At 74.8% G+C, this 19,594-nt stretch carries 18 protein-coding genes; 5 read left to right on the top strand and 13 right to left on the bottom strand.

Going from position 1 to position 19,594, the window contains the following annotated elements:
- Positions 1-104: 104 nt before the first annotated feature.
- Entirely contained in the window at positions 105-782 is a 678-nt protein-coding gene (locus ACPXCB_RS10595; protein ID WP_425874390.1) for a DUF4142 domain-containing protein, read from the top strand.
- Between the two features lie 92 nt (positions 783-874).
- Here the strand turns inward: ACPXCB_RS10595 and ACPXCB_RS10590 are convergent, their stop codons facing one another.
- From ACPXCB_RS10590 to ACPXCB_RS10570, 5 genes are all read right to left on the bottom strand, one after another.
- Positions 875-1,162: an Lrp/AsnC family transcriptional regulator gene (locus ACPXCB_RS10590; protein WP_088999172.1), complete on the bottom strand. Its 288-nt coding sequence runs from the start codon at positions 1,160-1,162 to the stop codon at positions 875-877.
- 36 nt (positions 1,163-1,198) lie between these two features.
- On the bottom strand, positions 1,199-2,047 hold the full coding sequence (locus ACPXCB_RS10585; protein WP_425874509.1) for a nucleotidyltransferase family protein: 849 nt from the start codon (positions 2,045-2,047) through the stop codon (positions 1,199-1,201).
- 74 nt (positions 2,048-2,121) lie between these two features.
- Positions 2,122-2,664: an NUDIX domain-containing protein gene (locus ACPXCB_RS10580; RefSeq protein ID WP_425874389.1), complete on the bottom strand. Its 543-nt coding sequence runs from the start codon at positions 2,662-2,664 to the stop codon at positions 2,122-2,124.
- Between the two features lie 53 nt (positions 2,665-2,717).
- Positions 2,718-4,505, bottom strand: coding sequence for a RelA/SpoT family protein (locus ACPXCB_RS10575; protein ID WP_425874508.1), 1,788 nt, complete (start codon positions 4,503-4,505; stop codon positions 2,718-2,720).
- Positions 4,506-4,634: 129 nt separating this feature from the next.
- A complete protein-coding gene (locus tag ACPXCB_RS10570) occupies positions 4,635-6,389 on the bottom strand; it encodes a DEDD exonuclease domain-containing protein (protein WP_425874387.1) in 1,755 nt (584 codons plus the stop codon).
- A 127-nt stretch (positions 6,390-6,516) separates the two neighbouring features.
- Here ACPXCB_RS10570 and ACPXCB_RS10565 point away from each other — a divergent pair, with 127 nt between their 5' ends.
- Positions 6,517-8,028 (top strand): NYN domain-containing protein, encoded by a 1,512-nt coding sequence (locus ACPXCB_RS10565; RefSeq protein ID WP_425874386.1) that lies wholly within the window; start codon positions 6,517-6,519, stop codon positions 8,026-8,028.
- 144 nt (positions 8,029-8,172) lie between these two features.
- On the top strand, positions 8,173-8,385 hold the full coding sequence (locus tag ACPXCB_RS10560; protein WP_425874385.1) for a hypothetical protein: 213 nt from the start codon (positions 8,173-8,175) through the stop codon (positions 8,383-8,385).
- A gap of 75 nt (positions 8,386-8,460) precedes the next feature.
- On the opposite strand, the gene ACPXCB_RS10555 is transcribed toward ACPXCB_RS10560, so the two are convergent.
- The 4 genes from ACPXCB_RS10555 to ACPXCB_RS10540 all read right to left on the bottom strand — a co-directional run bounded on the left by ACPXCB_RS10555 (position 8,461) and on the right by ACPXCB_RS10540 (position 11,733).
- Entirely contained in the window at positions 8,461-9,252 is a 792-nt protein-coding gene (locus ACPXCB_RS10555; RefSeq protein WP_425874384.1) for an ABC transporter permease, read from the bottom strand.
- The gene (locus ACPXCB_RS10550) at positions 9,249-10,205 is read right to left on the bottom strand and encodes an ATP-binding cassette domain-containing protein (protein WP_425874383.1); all 957 of its coding nucleotides are present in this window, start codon (positions 10,203-10,205) and stop codon (positions 9,249-9,251) included. Before ACPXCB_RS10550 ends, ACPXCB_RS10555 begins: the two co-directional genes overlap by 4 nt.
- Positions 10,206-10,294: 89 nt before the next feature.
- On the bottom strand, positions 10,295-11,140 hold the full coding sequence (locus ACPXCB_RS10545; protein WP_425874382.1) for a DUF4097 family beta strand repeat-containing protein: 846 nt from the start codon (positions 11,138-11,140) through the stop codon (positions 10,295-10,297).
- 77 nt (positions 11,141-11,217) lie between these two features.
- Positions 11,218-11,733 carry a hypothetical protein gene (locus ACPXCB_RS10540; protein WP_425874381.1) on the bottom strand — a complete coding sequence of 172 codons (516 nt, stop codon included), beginning with the start codon at positions 11,731-11,733 and terminating at the stop codon, positions 11,218-11,220.
- A gap of 234 nt (positions 11,734-11,967) precedes the next feature.
- Here ACPXCB_RS10540 and ACPXCB_RS10535 point away from each other — a divergent pair, with 234 nt between their 5' ends.
- Together ACPXCB_RS10535 and ACPXCB_RS10530 are read left to right on the top strand one after the other, a co-directional pair.
- Positions 11,968-13,227, top strand: coding sequence for a M48 family metallopeptidase (locus tag ACPXCB_RS10535; protein WP_425874380.1), 1,260 nt, complete (start codon positions 11,968-11,970; stop codon positions 13,225-13,227).
- Positions 13,224-14,348, top strand: coding sequence for a glycosyltransferase family 4 protein (locus tag ACPXCB_RS10530; protein WP_132236171.1), 1,125 nt, complete (start codon positions 13,224-13,226; stop codon positions 14,346-14,348). The genes ACPXCB_RS10535 and ACPXCB_RS10530 overlap by 4 nt, the downstream gene beginning before the upstream one ends.
- A 103-nt stretch (positions 14,349-14,451) precedes the next feature.
- Here the strand turns inward: ACPXCB_RS10530 and ACPXCB_RS10525 are convergent, their stop codons facing one another.
- The 4 genes from ACPXCB_RS10525 to ACPXCB_RS10510 all read right to left on the bottom strand — a co-directional run bounded on the left by ACPXCB_RS10525 (position 14,452) and on the right by ACPXCB_RS10510 (position 19,594).
- On the bottom strand, positions 14,452-16,107 hold the full coding sequence (locus tag ACPXCB_RS10525; RefSeq protein ID WP_425874506.1) for a putative bifunctional diguanylate cyclase/phosphodiesterase: 1,656 nt from the start codon (positions 16,105-16,107) through the stop codon (positions 14,452-14,454).
- Positions 16,108-16,222: 115 nt separating this feature from the next.
- Positions 16,223-17,032, bottom strand: a complete 810-nt coding sequence (locus ACPXCB_RS10520) for an SAM-dependent methyltransferase (RefSeq protein ID WP_425874379.1) — start codon at positions 17,030-17,032, stop codon at positions 16,223-16,225.
- A gap of 194 nt (positions 17,033-17,226) precedes the next feature.
- Positions 17,227-17,895 (bottom strand): response regulator transcription factor, encoded by a 669-nt coding sequence (locus ACPXCB_RS10515; RefSeq protein WP_007072219.1) that lies wholly within the window; start codon positions 17,893-17,895, stop codon positions 17,227-17,229.
- A 7-nt stretch (positions 17,896-17,902) separates the two neighbouring features.
- A complete protein-coding gene (locus tag ACPXCB_RS10510; protein ID WP_425874378.1) occupies positions 17,903-19,594 on the bottom strand; it encodes a GAF domain-containing sensor histidine kinase in 1,692 nt (563 codons plus the stop codon).

Here is a 19,594-nt window from a genome sequence, read left to right as displayed (position 1 = left end):
TCCGACACGGGCGTGTCAGTCGGTCGGCTCCCCGACGGGGGAACGCAGGAATAACCCCGGTCAGCCGGGTATCCGTGCGATCCAACGTCTCAAGGGGGGGAAGCATGTTGGGTATCAAACGCCTCGGCCTGCTGGCCGCGCTGGTGCTGGTGGGGATCGCGCCGGCTGCGGCGGCACAGGCCGCGGTGCAGCCGTCACAGCAGGACACCCAGTACCTGCAGGCCGTGCACCAGGTGAATCTGTTCGAGATCACCGCGGGTGACCTGGCCCAGCAGAAGGGCCAGAGCCAGGGGGTCAAGGACCTGGGCGCCCGGCTCAAGACGGACCACACCCAGCTCGACCAGACGGTGCAGCAGACCGCGTCGCAGCTGGGCGTGGAGTTGCCGAGTGAGCCCACCGCGGATCAGCAGTCCGTCCTCGACCAGCTGAACAACGCCAGCGGCGAGGAGTTCGACCGGCTCTGGGTGACCAGCGAGCTGGCCGGCCACGTCCAGGCCATCCAGGCCACCCAGACGGAGATCTCGCAGGGCTCCGAGCAGTCGGTGGTCCAGCTGGCCCAGACCGCCCTGCCGACCCTGCAGGCGCACTACGACGCGCTGGTGCAGCTGGCGGAGCAGCTGGGCATCCCGGTGCCGCAGACCAGCGCCAGCGGCACCCCGAGCCCGGGTGGCACGACGCCGGCTCCGGGTGGCACCACCGAGTCGCCGGCTCCGGGTGGCACCAACACCGAGTCGCCGGCTCCGGGCGGCACCATCGAGACGCCGGCTCCCGCGGGTAGCTGACGTCGCCTCACCATGACGGGCGGTCCGCCTTCCGGGCGGGCCGCCCGCCGGGCTTCAGCTGAGGAAGGTGCCCTTCCTTACCGGCGTCCGCCTCAGTCGGCGTTCGCGAGGCCGATCGCGAAGGCCTCCTCCAGATCGTGCTGGGAGTACGCCCGGAAGGCGATGTGCGACTCGGTGTTGAGCACCCCGGGCACCTTGGAGATGCTGCCGGCGATCACCTGCGCGATCTGCTCGAACTCCCGGACCCGGACCATCGCGATCAGGTCGACGTGGCCCGCCACCGAGTAGACCTCGCTGACGCCGGGCAGGTTGGCCAGGTTCTCGGCCACCTCGGGGATCGAGTCGGTGGCGCAGTCGATCAGCACGATGGCGGTGATCACGGGACATTTCTCCGTTCGTCGGCGTCGTCGCCCATGCTAGAGGCTTCCCCGGCCCGGGGCCGGTGGTGTGCCGGGGACGGTGAGGGCGGTGCCGGCGCGTACCGCGTCGCGCAGGTGCTCGCCGGGGCCGACGGTGGCGCCGGGCCAGACGACCGCCCGCTCCACGTCGCCGTGCACGACGGCGCCCGCGCCGACCACCGCCGAGCGGCAGCGGCCCGTGACCGTGGCCGTCGGGTCCACCAGGTTGCCGCCGCCGGCCGCGTGCAGGTTGGCCGCCAGGTAGTCGGCCGGGGTGCCGGTGTCGTAGAAGGTGCCGGGATACGGCACGACGGCCAGCGCGCCGGCCGCCTCCGCCGGACGCCAGAGCGCCCGGACGAGGTCGCCGAACCCGACCGGCAGCTCCCGTACCAGCCGCCACGGCAGCAGCGAGAAGCCGGTGAAGACGTGGCCGTCGAAGGTGCCCGGTGCCGCCGGGTCAGGGGCGGGCCGGCCGAGCAGGCGTACGGAGTCGCCGTCCCAGTCGTGCAGCAGCGCGGCGATGTCGGGGCCCGGGGGACGGGCCGGGTCGGCGAGGTAGGCGTCGGCGTTGCCGACCAGCACCCCGCGCCCGCCGATCCAGTCCCGCAGGTTCGCCACGCCGCCGGCGGTGCCGAGCGGGTCGCCCGGCTCGACCGAGAGGTGGGCGCGGTCCCCGACGTGCTCGACGACCTGGTCGCCCAGGTAGCAGGCGTTGACGGCGACCAGGCCGGGCCCGACCAGGCCGAGCCCGGCCAGCCGGTGCAGCGCCCGGTCGAGCAGGGGCACGTTGCCGACCGGGCAGAGGGCCTTGGGCAGCCGCTCGGTCAGCGGCCGCAGCCGGGTGCCCTCGCCGGCGGCGAGCGCCACCGCGCAGACCTCGGCCGGGCCGTGGCCAGTCGCCGAGGAGGCGGTGGCCGGGCCGTCGGCGGCGCGGCCGACGGTCACGGCTTCGTGTCGGGCACCGGTGGCGGGAACTGCCCGGCCAGAGGCCCGATGTCGTAGTACGCGAGCAGCCGGGCCGTCGGCCAGGTCAGCTTGGGCAGGTCGTCCAGCGGGTGCCAGGCGGCCTCGTAGACCTCGGCCCCGTCGACCTTCAACTCGGTGCTCGACGCCGGCACCTCGGCGGTGAACACGACGTCCACCCAGCCCTTGGCGTGCACCACGGCGTTCGGCACGGCGGGGCTCAGCTGCCGGGGCGACAGCCGGATGCCGGACTCCTCGTGCAGCTCCCGGGCGGCGCCCACCACCGGCGCCTCGCCCTTCTGCAACAGGCCGGCCGGCAGCCCCCAGCCCCTGCCGGGCGGCTGACGCAGCAGCAGCAGCCGGCCCGCGCCGTCGGCCTCGCTGTCCCGGACCAGGGTGACCGCGCCGACGATGTACTTCGGCACGGCCAGCCGGACCAGGCGGCGGCGTACCGGCAGTGGCAGCCGGTAGAAGACCTGGTAGACGACGGCTCGACCGGTGGCGCGCGAGCGGGGGATCATGCGTCCAGGCTAGTGGCCGCGAGGAGCGTTCGGACCACCCGGGCCCGGGGCGGTCACTGCCGGTGGTCCACCAGGTCGATGAGCTGGCGTACGACCGTGTCCGGTTCGATCACCCGGTCGAAGACCGCGACCAGCAGCGTCTCCAGGTCGGGGTAGCCCAACTCCTCCGACAGCCGCAGCAGCGGCAGGTCGCTGGCGAGGCCCCGGTCGTGCTTGCGCAGGGCCAGCCCGATGGTGGCCCGGCCGAGGCGGACCTTGTCGGTGATGGAGATGCCGGGCTCGGTGTGCTCGGCGAACCACCGGCTGATCTGCATCTGCGCCTGCGGCGACTTGACGAAGCCGAGCCACTCCCGGCGGGGGCCACGCGGGGCGGCGTCGGCGTCGAAGCCGTTTTCTGCGTCGGTCTCGGTGAAGATCTCCACCACGTCGCCCTCGTCCAGTTCGGAGGCGAGCGGGGCCAGCCGGCCGTTGATCCGCGCCGCGAGGCAGTGGTCGCCCCGCTCGGTGGCCAACTCGTACGCGAGGTCCACCGGGGTCGCCCCGGCGGGCAGCACGACCTGTCGCCCGTCGGCGAAGACCTGGATCTGCGCCTCGGCGAGGTCGCAGCGCAGCGATTCGAGGAACTGGGCCGGGTCGGCCGTGTCCTGCTCCCAGTCGAGCACCCGGCGCAGCCAGTCGAGCTGCTCCGCCCGGGCCGTGCCGCCGCCGGAGCGCGGGAAACGGAAGTCGGCGGCGACCCCGTACTCCGCCGAGCGGTGCATCTCCACGGTGCGGATCAGCACCTCCACGGTGCGGTTCCTGGGCCCGCAGACGGTGGTGTGCAGCGAGCGGTAGAGGTTGTTCTTGGGGGAGGCGATGAAGTCCTTGAACCGGCCGGGGACCGGCCGCCACACGCCGTGGACCGCGCCGAGGGCCGCGTAGCAGTCGGTCGCCGGGCCGTCCACCACGATCACGATGCGGGGCAGGTCGAAGGGGGCACTGTGGCCGCCGGCCACGGTGTCCTTCCAGATCGAGTAGAGGTGCCGGGAGCGGGGGGTCACCGCCGCGTCCACCCGGCTGCGCCGCAGGGCCGACTTCGCGTGGGTGACCACCTCGTCGAGGTACGCGTCCCAGCCGGGCCGGTCGTGCACGTGCCGGGCGATCCGGGCGTGCTCGTCGGGCTCCAGGTGCAGCAGCACCACGTCGTCGAGCTCGCGCTTGAGCGTCTGGATGCCGAGCCGGTCGCAGAGCGGGACCAGCACCTCCTGCGTCTTGCGGGCGATCCGCTCCCGGGACGCCGCGGACCGGACGCCCAGGGTGCGCATGTTGTGCAGCCGGTCGGCCAACTTGATGATCAGGACCCGGACGTCCTTGCCGGCCGCGATGATCATCTTGCGGATCGTCTCGGCCTCGGCGGCCTTGCCGTAGAAGGCCTTGTCGAACTTGGTCACCCCGTCGACCAGGTGCGCCACCTCCGGCCCGAAGTCCTCGGCGAGCGCCTGGAGGGTGTAGCGGGTGTCCTCCACGGTGTCGTGCAGCAGCGCGGCGACCAGGGTGATGGCGTCCATGCCGATCTCGGCGCAGATCTGGGCCACCGCCAGCGGGTGCGTGATGTAGGGCTCGCCGCTCTTGCGGAACTGCCCGCGGTGCATGTTCTCCGCGATGGTGTAAGCCCGGCGCAGCACGGAGGGCTCGGTGCCGGGATGGATCGTCCGGTGGGTCCGGACGAGTTGGCTGACCGGATCGGTGTCGGCGGTGGGCCAGCTCAGCAGTGAGCGCAGCCGGCGGGCCAGCGGCAGCTCGCCCGCATGGGTCGGAAGGGCGCCCCCCAGGGCGGCGCCGTGTCCGGCGTCGACGTCCACGTGGGACACCTCCTCACCCCGGCTCCACGGCCGCCGGAACCCGGCAACCGGGAGCAGGCCCACGAAACGGGCAGGACTGCACTTCTCTAACAGCCTAAGGGAGTGGAGGTAGTCCGATCGGTCACTTGGTCATGGGCGTTCGGTCGAGCTTTGGTGGGACGCGGCGTTCTCGGCCTTGCGCAGCAGGTCGCGGAAGCGGGCCGCACCGGCCACCGGGGACGCCCAGCCGGACGACATCTCCACCAGCCTGGTCTCTGGTCGCTCCAACCAGGACAGGATGCGTTCGGTCTCCTCGGCCGAGGCGCGCGGGACCGGGCCGTGGCCGGGCGGGACGGTCTCGGCGGTCGCCCGGATCGAGGCGATCGTCGGTCGGGGGTGGACGCCGGCGGGTGAGACCCCCGCCCCGGCCAGCCGGCCGTGCCGCACCAGCGCCAACTCCCAGCCGCCGCGGGCCGCCGGACGCGCGGCGGCCAGCTCGGCGATCCCGGTCAGCGCCGTCAGCCGTTGCATCCGCACGGTCGCCCGCAGCACCGCCGCCAGCCGGGACCGGGCCACCGCCGCCTCCTCGTAGCGCTGGGCGTCCGAGAGCGTGTCGATCCGGGCGAGCAGGGCGTCGACCACCCGCTGCGGGTCGCTGGCGGTGGCGGTGCGGAACGGCGCGACCGCGCGGGCGTCGTACTCCTCGGGGGAGATCCGGTGTTCGCAGGGCGCCGGGCAGCGGCCCAGCTCGGCCAGCGCGCAGGCCGGCGTGACCGTGCGCAGCGAGAGCCGGTGGGTGCACTGGCGCAGCGGCACGGCGTCGTGGAACCCGGCGGCGGCCAGCTCCGCCGCCCGACGGGAGCTGAACGGCCCGAGGTAGGCGGCGTCGCCGGGGGAGATGGCCCGGACCACCGACAGCCGGGGGTAGGGCCCGTCGGTCAGCTTCAGCCAGAGCACCCGCTCCGGGAACTTCGACCGTCGGTTGTAGGGCGGGGCGTGCGCCCCGATCAGCCGCAGCTCGCGGACCTCCGCCTCCAGCGAGTGGGCGCACTCCACCGCCTCCACCCGCTCCGCGGCGGCGAGCATCTCGGAGATCCGGGCCCGCTTCTCCGCCGCCGTGAAGTAGCTGCGCACCCGGGTGGCGATGTCGCCGGAGGTGCCGACGTAGAGCGGCCGGTCGTCGGCGGCCCGGAAGATGTAGACCCCCGGCGCCTTGGGCAGGCCCTCGGCCAGGTGCCGCTTGCGCCGCTGGGTGGGGGTGACCGCCCGGGCGAACTCGATGGCGTCGCCGACGGTGTCGACCCGGTGCCCGCCCAGGCGGGCGATCAGCCCGTGCAGCACGTCGACGGTGGCCTTGGCGTCGTCGAGCGCCCGGTGGGTCGGCTGGGTGGCGGTGCGGAAGTAGGCCGCGAGGGTGCCGAGCTTGCGGTTGGGCACCTCGTCGCGGGTGAGCACCCGGCGGGCCAGCGCGGCGGTGTCGAGCACCCGCGGGTTGGGCCAGCGGTGACCGTGCTTCGCGCACGCGGCCTTGAGGAAGCCCACGTCGTAGGGGGCGTTGTGGGCGACCAGCACGGCGTCGGTGATGAACTCCAGGAAGCTCGGCAGCACCTGCTCGATCGGCGGGGCCGGCACCAGCATCGCCTGGGTGATGCCGGTGAGCACGGTGATGAACGGGGGGATGGGCACGCCGGGGTTGACCAGGGTGGCCAGCACCCCCAGCTCCTCGCCGCCGCGCACCTTGACCGCGCCGATCTCGGTGATCCCGCCGCCGTCCGGCGCGCCGCCGGTGGTCTCCAGGTCGACCACCACGAACGTCGTCGCGTACAAGGGCAGCGCCGGGTCGACCCCGCCCGCGCCGGGGTCGAAACCGGCCAGCGGCTGCTGGACGTACTCGGTCTGTGCCATCGGCGGCACGCTAACGGTCCGGTCCGACACTCCCGTCCCAACGGCATCAGGCGTCACCACCGGTCTAGGATGAGAGATCGGCTCACTCACCGGGCGGTGGGCCCGGTCGCGGTGGGAGACTTGCCACATGCCCCTCACCGAGCCGCACGACGACCACCTCCGGCAGGAGGATCCGGTCGACGCTGCGCGCGACGCCGGTGAGGGTGCACCCGCCGGGACCACCCCGCCCGGCGCCACGGCCTCCGAGGCTTCGGCGCCCGGTTCTGAGGCGCCCGAGTTCGCAGCGTCCGAGGTTGCGGCGTCGGCTTCCGAACCTGAGGCGGCGGCGCCCGAGCCGGAGCCCGTGCTGCCGGAGCCGGTCCGGCAGCGCATCGTGGCGCTCACCGCGACGGTGCTGCCCGGGCTGCCCGCCGACGAGGTGCCGGTCCCGTTGCGCCGGGTCGCCAAGTTCGCCCCCAACCGCCGGGCCCGGCTCGGCGCCCCGGCCATCGCCGCCCAGCTCACCGCGGACCCGCTGTTCCGCCAGCGGATCACCGCCCGGGTCCTCGCCGACACCGGCGACCTGGGCGCCGCCGTGCTGGAGGGCACCGCGCCGGCCGCCGCCGATCCGGTCGAGGTGGCCGCGCTGGCCTACCTGGCCCGCCCCCGGGGCTGGCGGGAGCTGATCGAGGCCAGCGGCGCGGCGGTCCGCGCCGAGGCCGACAGCGCGGTCGTCGCCGAGCTGGTCCGCGAGGCCGAGCAGCGGGCCACCCGCGCCGAGCACGACCGGGCGGTGGCCCGGGTCGAGGCGGAGAAGCTCCGCGACGAGCTGGCCCGGGTCCGCGAGGAGCTCGGCCAGCTACGCGAGGAGAGCCGGCAGCTGACCCGGTCGCTGCGCGAGACGCAGGCCCGCGAGCGCAAGGCCACCGAGCTGCTCGCCACCGAGCGCGGGCGGGCCGCCCGCGCGACGGCGGACGTCGACGCCGAGCTGCGCCGGGTCCGGGCCCGGCTGGCCGAGGCGGAGGCGGCGGCGGGAGTCGCCCGGGCCAGCGCCAAGGAGGCCCGCTCGGTCGACGACGCCCGGCTCTGGCTGCTGCTGGAGACCATCGGGCAGGCCGCCGTCGGGCTGCGCCGCGAGCTGGCGCTCGACCCGGTCGACAAGCTGCCCGCGGACTTCGTCGCCGACACCTTCGCCGACCAGACCGCCACCCCGGCGGCCGGCGCCGCGACGCGCGCCCGGGACACCGACGACCCGGCCCGCCTCGACCAGTTGCTCGCCCTGCCCCGGGCGCACCTCGTCGTCGACGGCTACAACGTGACCAAGCGCGGCTTCGGCGAGATGTCCCTGGAACAGCAGCGCAAACGGCTCATCACCGGCCTGGGCGGGATCGCCGCGCAGACCGGCGACGAGGTCACGGTGGTCTTCGACGGCGCCGAACGGATGCACGGGCTGCCGCCGGCGCCGCGCGGCGTACGGGTGCTCTTCTCCCGCAAGGGGGAGACCGCCGACGAGCTGATCCGGCGCCTGGTCCGCGCCGAGCCGCCGGGACGGCCGGTGGTCGTGGTCTCCTCCGACCGGGAGGTCGCCGACGGCGTACGCCGGCACGGGGCGTACCCGCTGGGCGCCGACTCGCTGCTGCGCCGCCTGGCCCGTTCCTGATCGGGGTGCTTGATCGCTTTCGGGCCGTCCGCGACCGGTTGTCCCTTTTCTGTCGCACCCCCCGCCTACCGTCGTGGTGACCGACGGTGCTCGGGCGGCGACGGTGACGCCGCGCCCGGTCACCGCAGCGCATCAGGAGGCGAGATGCTCATCGACTGCGCGGGGTGCGCTATCCGGGGGACCGGCTGCGCCGACTGCCTGGTGACCGCCCTGCTCGACGATTCGTCCCCGGCCGCCGGGCTGGACGGCGCGGAGGCCCGGGCGATCGAGGTGTTCGCCCGAGCCGGGTTCGAGGTGGAGGTCCTGCCCGCCCCCGGGCCGGCCGGGCGGCGCACCCGACGCCGCCGCGTCGCGTGAAGGGCCACGGCCGGTGCCCCGACGACGCTCGTTCCCCGGGCCGCTGGCTCGGGGAACAAACATCGGGGACGACGGTCAGCGGGACGGGTCCCGGTTGAACAGCTTCTTCGACCAGAGATAGCCGACCAGCGCGATGGCGGCGCACCAGGCCGCCGCGAGTGCGGCGTTCGTCCCCACCGGCCCGCCGGTCAACAGGCCGCGCAGGGTCTCGATGATGGGGGTGAAGGGCTGATACTCGGCGAACTGCCGCAGCCCGTCGGGCATCGAGTCGGTGGGCACGAACCCGCTGCCGATGAAGGGCAGGTAGGTCAGCGGCATGGGGAGGTTGCTCGCCGTCTCGACGCTCTTGGAGACCAGCCCCAGCGCGACCGAGAGCCAGATGAAGGCGAAGGCGGTCATGACCAGCACGCCGGCCGCCGCCAGCCAGGCCAGCGCGCCCGTGGTGGGCCGGAATCCGATCAGCAGGGCGACCCCGGTGACCATCGCCAGGCCGAGCATGCTCTGCGCCAGGCTGGCCAGCACGTGGCCGGTCAGCACCGACGCCCGGGCGATCGCCATGGTCCGGAAGCGGGCGATGATGCCCTCGGTCATGTCCATCGCGACCGACACCGCCGTCCCGGTGGCCGCCAGGCCGGCGGTCATCAGCAGGATCCCCGGGGTGACGTAGTTGACGTAGTCGCCCCGGTCGCCCGTACCGCCGCCCAGCCCGGCGCCGAGGGTGCCGCCGAAGACGTAGACGAACAACAGCAGCAGCATGATGGGCATGCCGACGAGCAGCACCGTCATCGACGGGTAGCGCACCCAGCGGCGCAGGTTGCGGCGCAGCATCGTGCCGGAGTCGCGGACGGCGTACGTCACCGTGCTCATCGGGGGGTTCCCACCTTCTCGGGCTGGCCGGTGAGGGCCAGGAAGACGTCGTCGAGATCGGGCGTGTGCACGGACAGCGACTCCACGGCGATCGACTCGCTGTCCAGCAGGTCGAGCAGGTCCCGCAGCGACCGGACACCGCCGTCGCCGGGCACGTGCAGGGTGAGCTCGGCGGCGTCGCGGGACTGCCCGGGCAGCACCCGGACGGCCGTGTCGAACGCGGCCCGGTCGGCGAAACGCAGGCTGACGTGCCCGCCGGGGACGAGCCGCTTGAGTTCCGCCGGGCTGCCCTCCGCCACCAGGCGGCCGTGGTCGAGCACGGCGATCCGGTCGGCGAGCTGGTCCGCCTCCTCCAGGTACTGGGTGGTGAGCAGGATGGTGACGCCGTCCGCGACCAGGTCCCGGACGATCTGCCACATGGCCTGCCGGCTGCGCGGGTCGAGCCCCGTGGTGGGCTCGTCGAGGAAGACGATGCGGGGGCGGCCGACCAGACCCATGGCCAGGTCGAGTCGCCGGCGCATCCCGCCGGAGTAGCTGCTGGCGGGCTTGCCGGCCGCCTCGACCAGGTCGAACATCCTGAGCAGGCCCCGCGCGCGCTGCCGTCCTTCGGCCCGGGGCAGGTGGTGCAGGTCGGCCATGAGCCGCAGGTTCTCCTCGCCGGTGAGCAGTCCGTCGACGGCGGAGAACTGGCCGGTGACGCCGATCGCGGCGCGTACGGCGTCAGGCTCCCGCGCGACGTCGTGACCGGCCACCCGCGCCTCGCCGGAGTCGGCGCCGATCAGGGTGGACAGGATCTGCACGGTGGTGGTCTTGCCGGCGCCGTTGGGGCCGAGCAGGGCGAAGATCGTCCCTGCGGCGACGGTGAGGTCGATCCCGTCGAGCACCACGTGATCGCCGAAGGACTTCCGGAGGGCGGTGACCGTGATGGCCGCCGGGGCCGAGCTGGGTGGCATGTCTCTTCTCCTTCACGCCGGCTGTCGGGCCGGTCGGGGCGGGCCGGCCGTCGGGGCCGGTCGGGCGGGCGGGCGGGCGGAGCGGTGGTTCAGCAGCGGCGGATCACGATGTCGCCGAAGGAGGTCCGGGCGGTCACCCGCACGGCGCCCTCGGGCTCGCCGGGCGGTTCGTACGCCTCGAGGTGGTTGTCCACGCGGCCGAGCTGGGTGTGCAGGTCGAGCAGGGCGGTGGTGCCGGAGCGGACGCCGATGTCGAGCCCGCCGGTCGCGGTGCGGACCGACACCGTGCCCGCCGAGACCTCGCCGATGCGGATGTCGCCGTTGGCGGCCGTGGCGGTGACCGGACCGTGCGCGCGGTCCACGGTGGTCTCGCCGTTGGCGGCCTTCACCCGCACCTCGCCGGTGACCGTGCCGAGCCAGCTGTCGCCGTTGGAGTTCTTGACCACCGCGTCGCCGTCGACCTGCTGCACCTGGATCCGTCCTGATCCGGTGCTGAGCCGGGCCGCACCGGCGACATGCCCGACGCGGACGCCGCCGGCGGAGGTGTCGAGGTCCACGTCGGCGGTCTGCTCCAGCTGGATGTCGCCGGTCGCGATCCGGACCCGGCAGCTGCCGAGCCGGCCGCTGCCGCGGAACGCCGCCACGGAGGCGTCGCCGTGCAGGTGCGAGCCGGTGGGCAACCCGATCGTCACGTCGACCGAGCCGGGCTTGCCGAACAGCCCGAACCCGCGCTGCCGGGGCGACCTGACGACGAGCCGGCCGTCGGCGTACTCCACCCGGGTCTGTTCGGCGGCCCGTACGTCGGCTTCGGTGCCGGCGTTGCTCGGGCGGACCTCGACGTGGGTGTCGGTGCGGTCGGTGGCGGTGAGCTGGACGTCACCGACGACGAGGTCGACGGTGGCCGAGATCGGGGTCGGGGTGTCGAATGTGGGCACGGCGCAGTCCCTTCTGGCGGGTGGACGTCCCGGACCGGGACGGATGGTCGGAGGTGTGACGCGGACCGGCGGGCGGTTCAGCGGGCCCAGCCGGTGTAGCGCTCCCCGCTGAACGGGGCGCGTCGCTGCGGCTGCCGGCCCGCCCCGCTGGACGCCACGGCGGCCGTGGCCGCCCGGACCAGCCAGGCGTTGACCGAGAGGCCGTCGCGGGCGGCCGCCTCCTCGATGCGGCTCTTGAGGTGTTCGGAGAGGCGGAAGCTGATCCGCGAGGTGGCGCCCTCCTCGGCGTCCGCCGCCGGCGGGACGGCCGGCTCGGGGGCCTCGGCCTCGCCCGGCAACTCCGGGCCGGCCGGCGGTGGCGTCACGACGAAGCTCGGCTCCCGCCCACGCAGGCGCAGCTCGACCGACCCGGGGGCCAGGTCGCGGGTGATCTCGGCCGCCGCCGCGGTCAGCGCGTCCAGGAGCGCCAGCCGGAGCGCCGAGTCGAGCGGCCCCGCCAGTCGTTCGGCGAGTGCGCGGGCCTCGGCGCCGCCGAGTTCGGCGACGCCGGCCAGTTCCTGCCGGAGGTTGTCGACATACGACGTCAGGTCCATGACGTCACTATGGCATCAGAATGGCGTCATAGCAAGCCATCATGGCTTCGGATGGCGTCACGTTGGCAATCGGTGGCGCCAGGGGGGTGGATCGTCGCCGGGACCGCGCGTGCCGGGCCGCGCGGGCGGCGGCGCGGCGGGCAATAGGATGGGCGGTCACGGCGGAGGGAGCGGCGGCATGACGCGGGTACGGATGCGCACTGCTCGCGACGACGCGGCGCGAGGACGGCTGCGGTGACCCCGCGCGGCTGGGCGCTGCTCACCCTCGCCGGGCTGACCCTCGCCCTCCTCGTCGCGGCGGCGCTGCTGATCCCCTGGCACCGGCCGCCGGCCCCCCGGGCCGACCAGCTCGCCGCGCTGGGCGACCTCCCCGCCGAGCAGGTGGCCCGCAGCCGGGAGTTCCGCTCCGCGCTGCGCCCCGCCGGCTGGGTCGCCATCGCGATCGGCCTGCTGGTGGCCCTGCTGCTCGGCCTGACCCCGCTGGGCAGCCGGCTCGTCGAGCTGGCCGGGCGCCCGTTCGGCGACCACTGGGCCGCCCAGGCCGTCCTCGGCGGGCTCGCCGTGGTGCTCGTCGCGGACCTGGTGACCCTCCCGTTCGCCGCCTGGCGGCAGGCCGTGCTCACCCGCTACGGACTGAGCACCAACGGCTGGAGCGGCTGGACCGTCGACCTGCTCAAGTCGTACGCGGTCAGCGCCGTCATCGGCGCGGTGGCGCTGCTCGGCTTCTACACCGTCGTCCGGCTGTCGCCGCGCTGGTGGTGGGCGTTCGGCGCGGCCGGCGCGGCGACCCTGGTGGTGCTGCTCTCCTTCGTGCTGCCGGTGCTCGTGGAGCCGGTCTTCAACAGGTTCACCCCGATGGAACAGGGCCCCCTGCGCGCCCAGCTGACGCAGCTGGCGGCCCGGGACGGGGTCCCGGTGCGCGACGTGCTGGTCGCCGACGCCTCGCGCCGCACCCGGGCGGTCAACGCGTACGTCTCCGGCCTCGGGCCGACCCGGCGGGTGGTGGTCTACGACACGCTGCTGCGCGAGGCGACGCCGGCCGAGGTGACCGCCGTGGTGGCCCACGAACTGGGGCACGCCAAGGACCGGGACGTGGCGGTCGGCACGCTGACCGGGTCGCTGGGCGCCGCCGCCGCGGTGGTCGCGCTCTACCTGCTCGGCTCCGCCGGCCCGCTGCTGCGGCTGGCCGGCGTCGACTCGGTCGCCCAGCCGCGCGCGTTCCCCCTGCTGGTGGCCCTGGTGACGGTGGCCGGGCTGGTCTCCGCGCCGGCACAGGCGCTGATGTCGCGGCGGGTGGAGGCGCGCGCCGACGCGCACGCGCTCGCGTTGACCGGCGACCCGGCCGCCTTCGAGGCGATGCAGCGGCGGCTCGCCGGCATCAACCTCGCCGACCCCGATCCGCCCCGCTGGGAGTACCTCTACTCCGCCACGCACCCGTCCACGGTCGAGCGGATGGCCGCCGCCCGCGCCCACGCCAGGGAGGCCGGCCGATGAGCCGTACGCTGCTGATCACCAACGACTTCCCGCCGCGCCCCGGCGGGATCCAGTCCTTCGTACACAACCTCGCGGTGCGCCAGCCCGCCGGATCGGTGGTCGTCTACGCCTCGACGTGGCGGGGCGCGGAGAAGTTCGACGCCGACCAGCCGTTCGAGGTGGTCCGGGACCGCACCCGGGTGCTGCTGCCCACGCCGCTCGTGGCCCGCCGGGCCGCCCGCCTGGCGCGCGCGTACGACTGCGACACGGTGTGGTTCGGCGCGGCGGCCCCCCTCGGGCTGCTCGCCGCGGGCCTGCGCCGCCGGACGGGCATCCGTCGGGCGGTGGCGCTGACCCACGGGCACGAGGTCGGCTGGGCCGCGCTGCCGGCCGCCCGGGCCGCGTTGCGGCGGATCGGGCGTGGCGTCGACGTGACGACCTACCTGGGCGAGTACACCCGGGTGCGGCTGGAGCGGGCGCTGCACGGGGTGACCGAGCTGCACCGGCTCGCCCCCGGGGTGGACGTGGACGCCTACCACCCGTCGGTCGACGGCGAACCGGTCCGGCTCCGGCTCGGGCTGGCCGACCGCCCGGTGGTGGTCTGCGTGTCCCGGCTGGTGCCGCGCAAGGGGCAGGACATGCTGATCCGGGCGATGCCCGAGATCCGCCGCCGGGTGCCCGACGCCGCGCTGCTCGTGGTCGGGGGCGGGCCCTACCGGGCCACGTTGGAGAAGCTGGCCCGCCAGACGGGCGTCGATCGGGACGTGGTCTTCACCGGTTCGGTGCCGTCGGCCGAGCTGCCGGCCCACTACGCGGCCGGCGACGTCTACGCCATGCCCTGCCGCACCCGCAACCGGGGTCTGGACGTCGAGGGGCTCGGGATCGTCTACCTGGAGGCCTCCGCGACCGGCCTGCCGGTGGTCGCCGGCGACTCCGGTGGCGCGCCGGACGCGGTCCGCGAGGGCGAGACGGGTTTCGTGGTCCGTGGCCGCGACGTCGCCCAGCTCGCCGACCGGGTGGCCACGCTGCTCGCCGACCGGGACCTGGCCCGCCAGTTCGGCGCGGCCGGTCGCGCATGGGTGGAGCGGGAGTGGCGCTGGGAGGCGCAGGCGCAGCGGATGGCCGCCCTGCTGGCCGGCTGACGGCCGCACGACGGGCGTCCGCACCTGGCCCGCGCGGCGGCGTCCGGACCTGGCCCGGGCGGCGGCGTCCGGACCTGGACCGCGCGGCGGCCGGGTGGACCCGTCAGCGCAGGCGGGCCAGGACGCGCTCGGCGGAGTCCGGGCGGCCGAAGTGCCAGCCCTGGCCGGCGTCGCAGTCGATCGCCCGCAGCCGCTCCGCCTGCCCGGCCGTCTCCACGCCCTCGGCGGTGACGGTCAGGTCCAGCGCGTGCGCCAGCGAGACGAGCGAGGCGAGGATCCGCTCGTCGGCCCGGGCCTCCGGCGCCCGCAGCCCGGCCACGAACTCCCCGGCCACCTTCAGCTCGGTCACCGGCAGGTCCCGCAGGTACGCCAGGTTGCAGTAGCCGGTGCCGAAGTCGTCGATGGCGATCCGGACGCCGAGGTCGGCGAGCACCCGCAGCGCCCGGACCGGCTCCTCGGCGGTGCTCATCATGGTGCTCTCGGTGATCTCCAACTGGAGCCGCTCCGGCGACAGCCCGGTGTGCCGCAGCAGCGTGCGTACCTCCTGGACCAGGCCGGCGCGGCGTACCTGCCGCACCGCCAGGTTGACGCTGACGAACGGGGCGGGCCCGGTGCCGACGGCCCAGCTCTCGGCCTGCCGGCACGCCTCGGCCAGCACCCAGCCGCCGAGCGGGACGATCAGCCCGGTCTCCTCGGCCAGCCCGATGAAGCTGCCGGGCCGCAGGACGCCCAGCTCCGGGTGCCGCCAGCGGACCAGGGCCTCCATGCCGAGGACCCGGCCGTCGCGCAGCGAGGTCAGCGGCTGGAAGTCGAGGTAGAACTCGCCCCGCTCCAGCGCCGCGGGGATGGCCGCGGAGAGCGCGTACCGGGCCAGGTCCTGGCGGTCCCGGTCGGCGTCGTAGAGCGCCCAGCGGGCGCCACCGGCAGCCTTCGCCCAGTGCAGCGTGCTGTCGGCCGCCCGCATCAGGTCACCGGGGGAGGTGCCGGCGACCTCCCGCTCGACGATGCCGATGCTCGCCGAGACGCTCAGCTCGTGCCCGTCCACCAGCACCGGCTCGCGTACCGCCGCGAGGGCGGCCTCGGCGACGGCGACGGCGTCGTCGGTGCCGGTGGTGCCCTCGACCAGGACGACGAACTCGTCCCCGCCGAGCCGGGCGACCAGGTGCCCGTCGAGGGCCAGGCGAAGCCGGTCCGCCACGGCCACCAGCAGCCCGTCGCCGACCTGGTGCCCGTGCGAGTCGTTGACCACCTTGAAGCGGTCGAGGTCGAGGAAGCAGACGCCGAGGCGCGCCGAGCCCCCCGCGGGCGAGTCGATGGCCGCGCTGAGGCGCTCCGTCAACAGCGTGCGGTTGGGCAGGTCGGTCAGCGGGTCGTGGGTGGCCTGGTGGCGGAAGCGCGCCTCGCTGCTGCGCAGGGCCCGCTCGGCCTCCGCCCGGGCGGTCATCGCGGCCCGGCGGATCGTCTCCTGCTCGTCCAGCGTCCGGTCCCGCATCGCGCGGGCGTAGCCGGTGGTCACGGCGGCCAGCAGCCGGGCCAGCCGGTCCTCGACCTCCTCCTCGACCAGGCCCAGGTCGCGGGCCAGCCGGAGCTGGACGACCTCGACCGTACGACCCAGCGCCTCGGCCGAGGCGATGTGGGCGGCCACCAGTTCGGTGCCCACCCGGTGGCCGACCCGCAGGTCGATCGGCTCGGCCAGCAGCGCCGCCGCGAGTTCCTCGGTGAGGCGTTGCAGCAGCGCCTCCAGCTGCGCCTGGGTCATCGGCAGGTAACTGGTGCCGGAGACGGCCTTGGCCCACGCCCGGGCGAAGGTCCCCGGGCGGGACGGGTGCCGCACGGTGGTGCCGGTCGGGGCGACGGTGGTCGCCCCGGGCGGCTCAGCCACCGAGTCGCCCGACGCCGCCGATGAAGGCCGCCCGCTCGGCGTCCTCGGCGCTGTCGGGGGAATCCGGGCGCCACTGCGGCACCCAGACCACGCCGGGGTCGACCAGCTCGAAGCCGTCGAAGAGGGCGGTCAGTTCGCCGCGGCTGCGGATCCACAGCGGATTGTCGGTCCGCCGGTAGACCCGTTCGGCGTCGGCCCGCTCGTCCTCGCCACGGCCGTCGCCGCTGGCCTGCGACAGCACCAGGTAGCTGCCCGGCGCCAGCGCCTCGCGCAGCGTCCGCAGCAGTTCGGCCGGCCGGTCGTCGTCGGGCACGAAGTGCAGCACCGCCACGATCATCACGGCGATCGGCTGGTCGAAGTCGAGCAACCGGCGGACGTCGGGGTGGGCGACGATGCGCTCGGGACGGCGCAGGTCCTCCTGCACCACCACGGCACGGTCGTTGCCCTCCAGGATCTCCCGGCTGTGGGCCACCGCCACCGGGTCCACGTCGACGTAGACCACCCGGGCGTCGGGGGCGTCGCGCTGGGCGATCTCGTGCACGTTGCCGACGGTCGGGATGCCCGAGCCGATGTCCAGGAACTGCCGGACCCCGGCGTCGAGGAGGAACTGCACCGCCCGGCGGAGGAACGCCCGGTTCGCCTGTGCCATCAGCGGGGCCTCCGGCACCGCCGCCACCATCGCCTGGGCCGCCGCCCGGTCGACCGCGAAGTTGTGCGAGCCGCCGAGATAGTAGTCGTACATGCGGGCCACGCTGGGGCGTTCGATGTCGATCTCGTCGGGTGCCCAGTCCGGCCGCTGCATGCGTTCACCCCTCCTGTCGGCGTGCGGGACACCGTTGCCCGCGCCGGTATTCTGCCGGCTGACCGCCGGGGAGACCATAGCGCGCCGCGAACCCTTCGACGCCGCCGCTCGATGCGACGACGACGGGTCCGCGCCGCCCGTGGGCGGTCGCGGACCCGTCGGTGGTACGTCGTCGGGCTCCCGGCGGAGGCGGGTCAGAACTTCGGGGCGTCCGGCGCCTCGAGCAGACCGAGCCGCAGCGCGGTCATCAGCGCCTGGGCCCGGTTCGCCGCGCCCAGCTTCTCGTAGAGCTTCGAGATGTGGGTCTTGGCGGTGGACTCGCTGACGAAGAGCTGCTTGGCGATGCCCGCCACGCTCATCCCGTCGGCGAGCAGCCGCAGCACCTGCCCCTCGCGCGGGGAGAGCTGCGGCCCGGACGGGGCCAGTCGGCGCTTCATCGCCTCGGCCAGGTCGGCGGCCGTGAAGGCGCTGGGGGAGGAGGCGGCGTGCCGGGCGGCGGCGACCACCTCGTCCGCCGGCGCGGTCTTGGGCACGAAGGCGCTGGCCCCGGCCTCCAGGGCACCGAAGAGCTGGTCGTCGCCGGCGTACATGGTGAGCACGACGATGCCCATCGAGGCGCTCGACTTGCGCAGCGCCCGGGTGGCCTCCAGGCCGCTGCCGTCGGGCAGCCGCAGGTCCATGATCACCACGTCCGGCTGCAGCGCACCCGCCTGGCGCACCCCTTCCGCCGCCGTGGCGGCCTCCCCGACGACCTCGAACTGGCGGTCGCGTTCGAACGCGTGCCGCAGGCCCTTGCGGATCAGGTCGTGATCGTCGACAAGGAGGACCTTGGTACGGGTGGCCGGTGTCGGACTTGTGGTCATCCTCGGGTTACTCCCCTTCTACTGCCGCTGCGTTACCGCGCACGCTATCGCGCCGGGGCGAGGAGCCGAGCACCACCGCCACGGTCGTGCCGCTCGGTTGCCGCGGCCTGATCTCCAACCGGCCCCGGATACGTTCCGCCCTCTCGGCCATGATCGCAAGACCGTAGTGCCCGTCGGAGCGCTGGTCAGCGATCCCCTGACCGTCATCCGACACTTCAATTTGCGCGTACGGGGGGTCGACCTCGCAGGTGACCCAGAGATTCGACGCGCCCGCGTGCTTGCGCGCGTTGGTGACCGCCTCCTGGGCGATGCGCAGCAACTCGGCCTCGGTAGCGGCGGGCAGCCGCGCGGTGGACTCGTCCAGGGACAGGTGCACCCGCAGCCCGCCGGAGGCGCCGACCGTGCGGGCGTACTCGGCGATCGCGGCGGCCAGGCCGCCGTGCCGGTCCACCTCGCTGCGCAGCTCGAAGAGGCTCAGCCGCAGCTCGGTGATCACCCGGGTCACCTCGCCGCGCAGCGTGCGCAGCGCCTCGGCGGTCTCCTGCGGGTCCTCGTCGACGTACGCCAGGGCGTTGTCGATGCCGTAGCCGACCATCACCAGTTCCTGCGCCACCCCGTCGTGGATCTCCCGGGCCAGCCGCTGCCGTTCCTCGTTGGTGGCCAGCGAGCGGACCTCGTCGAAGAGCAGCGCCGCCTCCAGCCGCAGCGCGGCCGGGCGGGTCAGCCCGGTCACCCGGGACACCACGCCGGGCGGGTACGCCTGCGCCGCGTCCGCCTCCAGCACCACCAGCCCGACGGTGCGCACCCCGGCCACCAGCGGCACGATCAGGGCGGACACGTCGCCGCCGCGGTGCGACCGGGCCTGCGAGCGGGCGGCGGTGTGCGGCTGCTGGCTGGCCCACGCGTCGGCGATGGCCGAGTCCGCGTCCAGCGTCGTCTCCCAGTCGACCCGTTCCACGCCCACCTGGGCGAGCACCACCAGCCGGCCGCCGCCGCTGGCCGACAGCACGGCCGCCCGGTCCGCCCGGGCCACGGTGCGCAGCTCCTCCAGCAGGTGCTCGGAGATGCCCCCCGGGTCCAGGGTGGCCCCGGGAAGTTGGCGGGCCACGGTACGCAGCTGGGTGAGCAGCCGGGTCGCCTCGGCGTACGGCTGGGGCTTGCCCTCGTTGCGGACCTGTATCACCCGGTGCAGTCCGGTGGCGGCGGCGAGGCCGAGCCCGGCGAGGATCAGCCACTGGGCGCAGACCACCAGGTAGCCGGCCTGGGCGAGCTGCCGGCCCCCGTCGACCTCGGTGAGCGCGCCGGCCACCAGCAGGGTGGCCGCCGCGACCACCAGCAGGGCGCCGCACTCGTGGAACCGGCGGCGCAGCGTGGTGACGGTCACCGGGACCGCCAGGTAGGGCAGCACCGCCGAGGCGCCCAGCCCGAGGACGCTCTCCCCGCCGACGGTGGCCACGGCGGCGACCTGACTCGCGGCCAGCCCCAGCACCAGCACCTCGGCCACCCGGCTGAGCGGGCCGACCAGCCGGTGCTCCGGCGCCAGCAGGGCGGGCAGGCCAGCGACCGCCAGCAGCGCGATCCACCAGAGTTGGCCGGGGTCGTGCGTGGCGAAGAGGGTCAGGACGGCGACGAGCGCCAGCATGATCACGCGCGCGGCGGCGGCGAGGGGATGCGGCTGAGGGGGCGTGGAGGCGGGCAC

It is taken from the genome of Micromonospora sp. DT62, assembly GCF_049847285.1.
Taxonomy (GTDB): Bacteria; Actinomycetota; Actinomycetes; order Mycobacteriales; family Micromonosporaceae; genus Micromonospora; species Micromonospora reichwaldensis.
This window is presented reverse-complemented; position numbering and strand designations above follow the sequence as displayed.

What these genes read in the sequence shown, in the direction of transcription:
- ACPXCB_RS10560 (WP_425874385.1), top strand. Translation starts at nt 8,173, where the DNA reads ATGCTCATCGACTGCGCGGGGTGCGCTATCCGGGGGACCGGCTGCGCC.
- ACPXCB_RS10530 (WP_132236171.1), top strand. Translation starts at nt 13,224, where the DNA reads ATGAGCCGTACGCTGCTGATCACCAACGACTTCCCGCCGCGCCCCGGC.
- ACPXCB_RS10525 (WP_425874506.1), bottom strand. Translation starts at nt 16,107, where the DNA reads ATGACCCAGGCGCAGCTGGAGGCGCTGCTGCAACGCCTCACCGAGGAA.
- ACPXCB_RS10565 (WP_425874386.1), top strand. Translation starts at nt 6,517, where the DNA reads ATGCCCCTCACCGAGCCGCACGACGACCACCTCCGGCAGGAGGATCCG.
- ACPXCB_RS10580 (WP_425874389.1), bottom strand. Translation starts at nt 2,664, where the DNA reads ATGATCCCCCGCTCGCGCGCCACCGGTCGAGCCGTCGTCTACCAGGTC.
- ACPXCB_RS10570 (WP_425874387.1), bottom strand. Translation starts at nt 6,389, where the DNA reads ATGGCACAGACCGAGTACGTCCAGCAGCCGCTGGCCGGTTTCGACCCC.
- ACPXCB_RS10550 (WP_425874383.1), bottom strand. Translation starts at nt 10,205, where the DNA reads ATGCCACCCAGCTCGGCCCCGGCGGCCATCACGGTCACCGCCCTCCGG.
- ACPXCB_RS10555 (WP_425874384.1), bottom strand. Translation starts at nt 9,252, where the DNA reads ATGAGCACGGTGACGTACGCCGTCCGCGACTCCGGCACGATGCTGCGC.
- ACPXCB_RS10520 (WP_425874379.1), bottom strand. Translation starts at nt 17,032, where the DNA reads ATGCAGCGGCCGGACTGGGCACCCGACGAGATCGACATCGAACGCCCC.
- ACPXCB_RS10515 (WP_007072219.1), bottom strand. Translation starts at nt 17,895, where the DNA reads ATGACCACAAGTCCGACACCGGCCACCCGTACCAAGGTCCTCCTTGTC.
- ACPXCB_RS10540 (WP_425874381.1), bottom strand. Translation starts at nt 11,733, where the DNA reads ATGGACCTGACGTCGTATGTCGACAACCTCCGGCAGGAACTGGCCGGC.
- ACPXCB_RS10595 (WP_425874390.1), top strand. Translation starts at nt 105, where the DNA reads ATGTTGGGTATCAAACGCCTCGGCCTGCTGGCCGCGCTGGTGCTGGTG.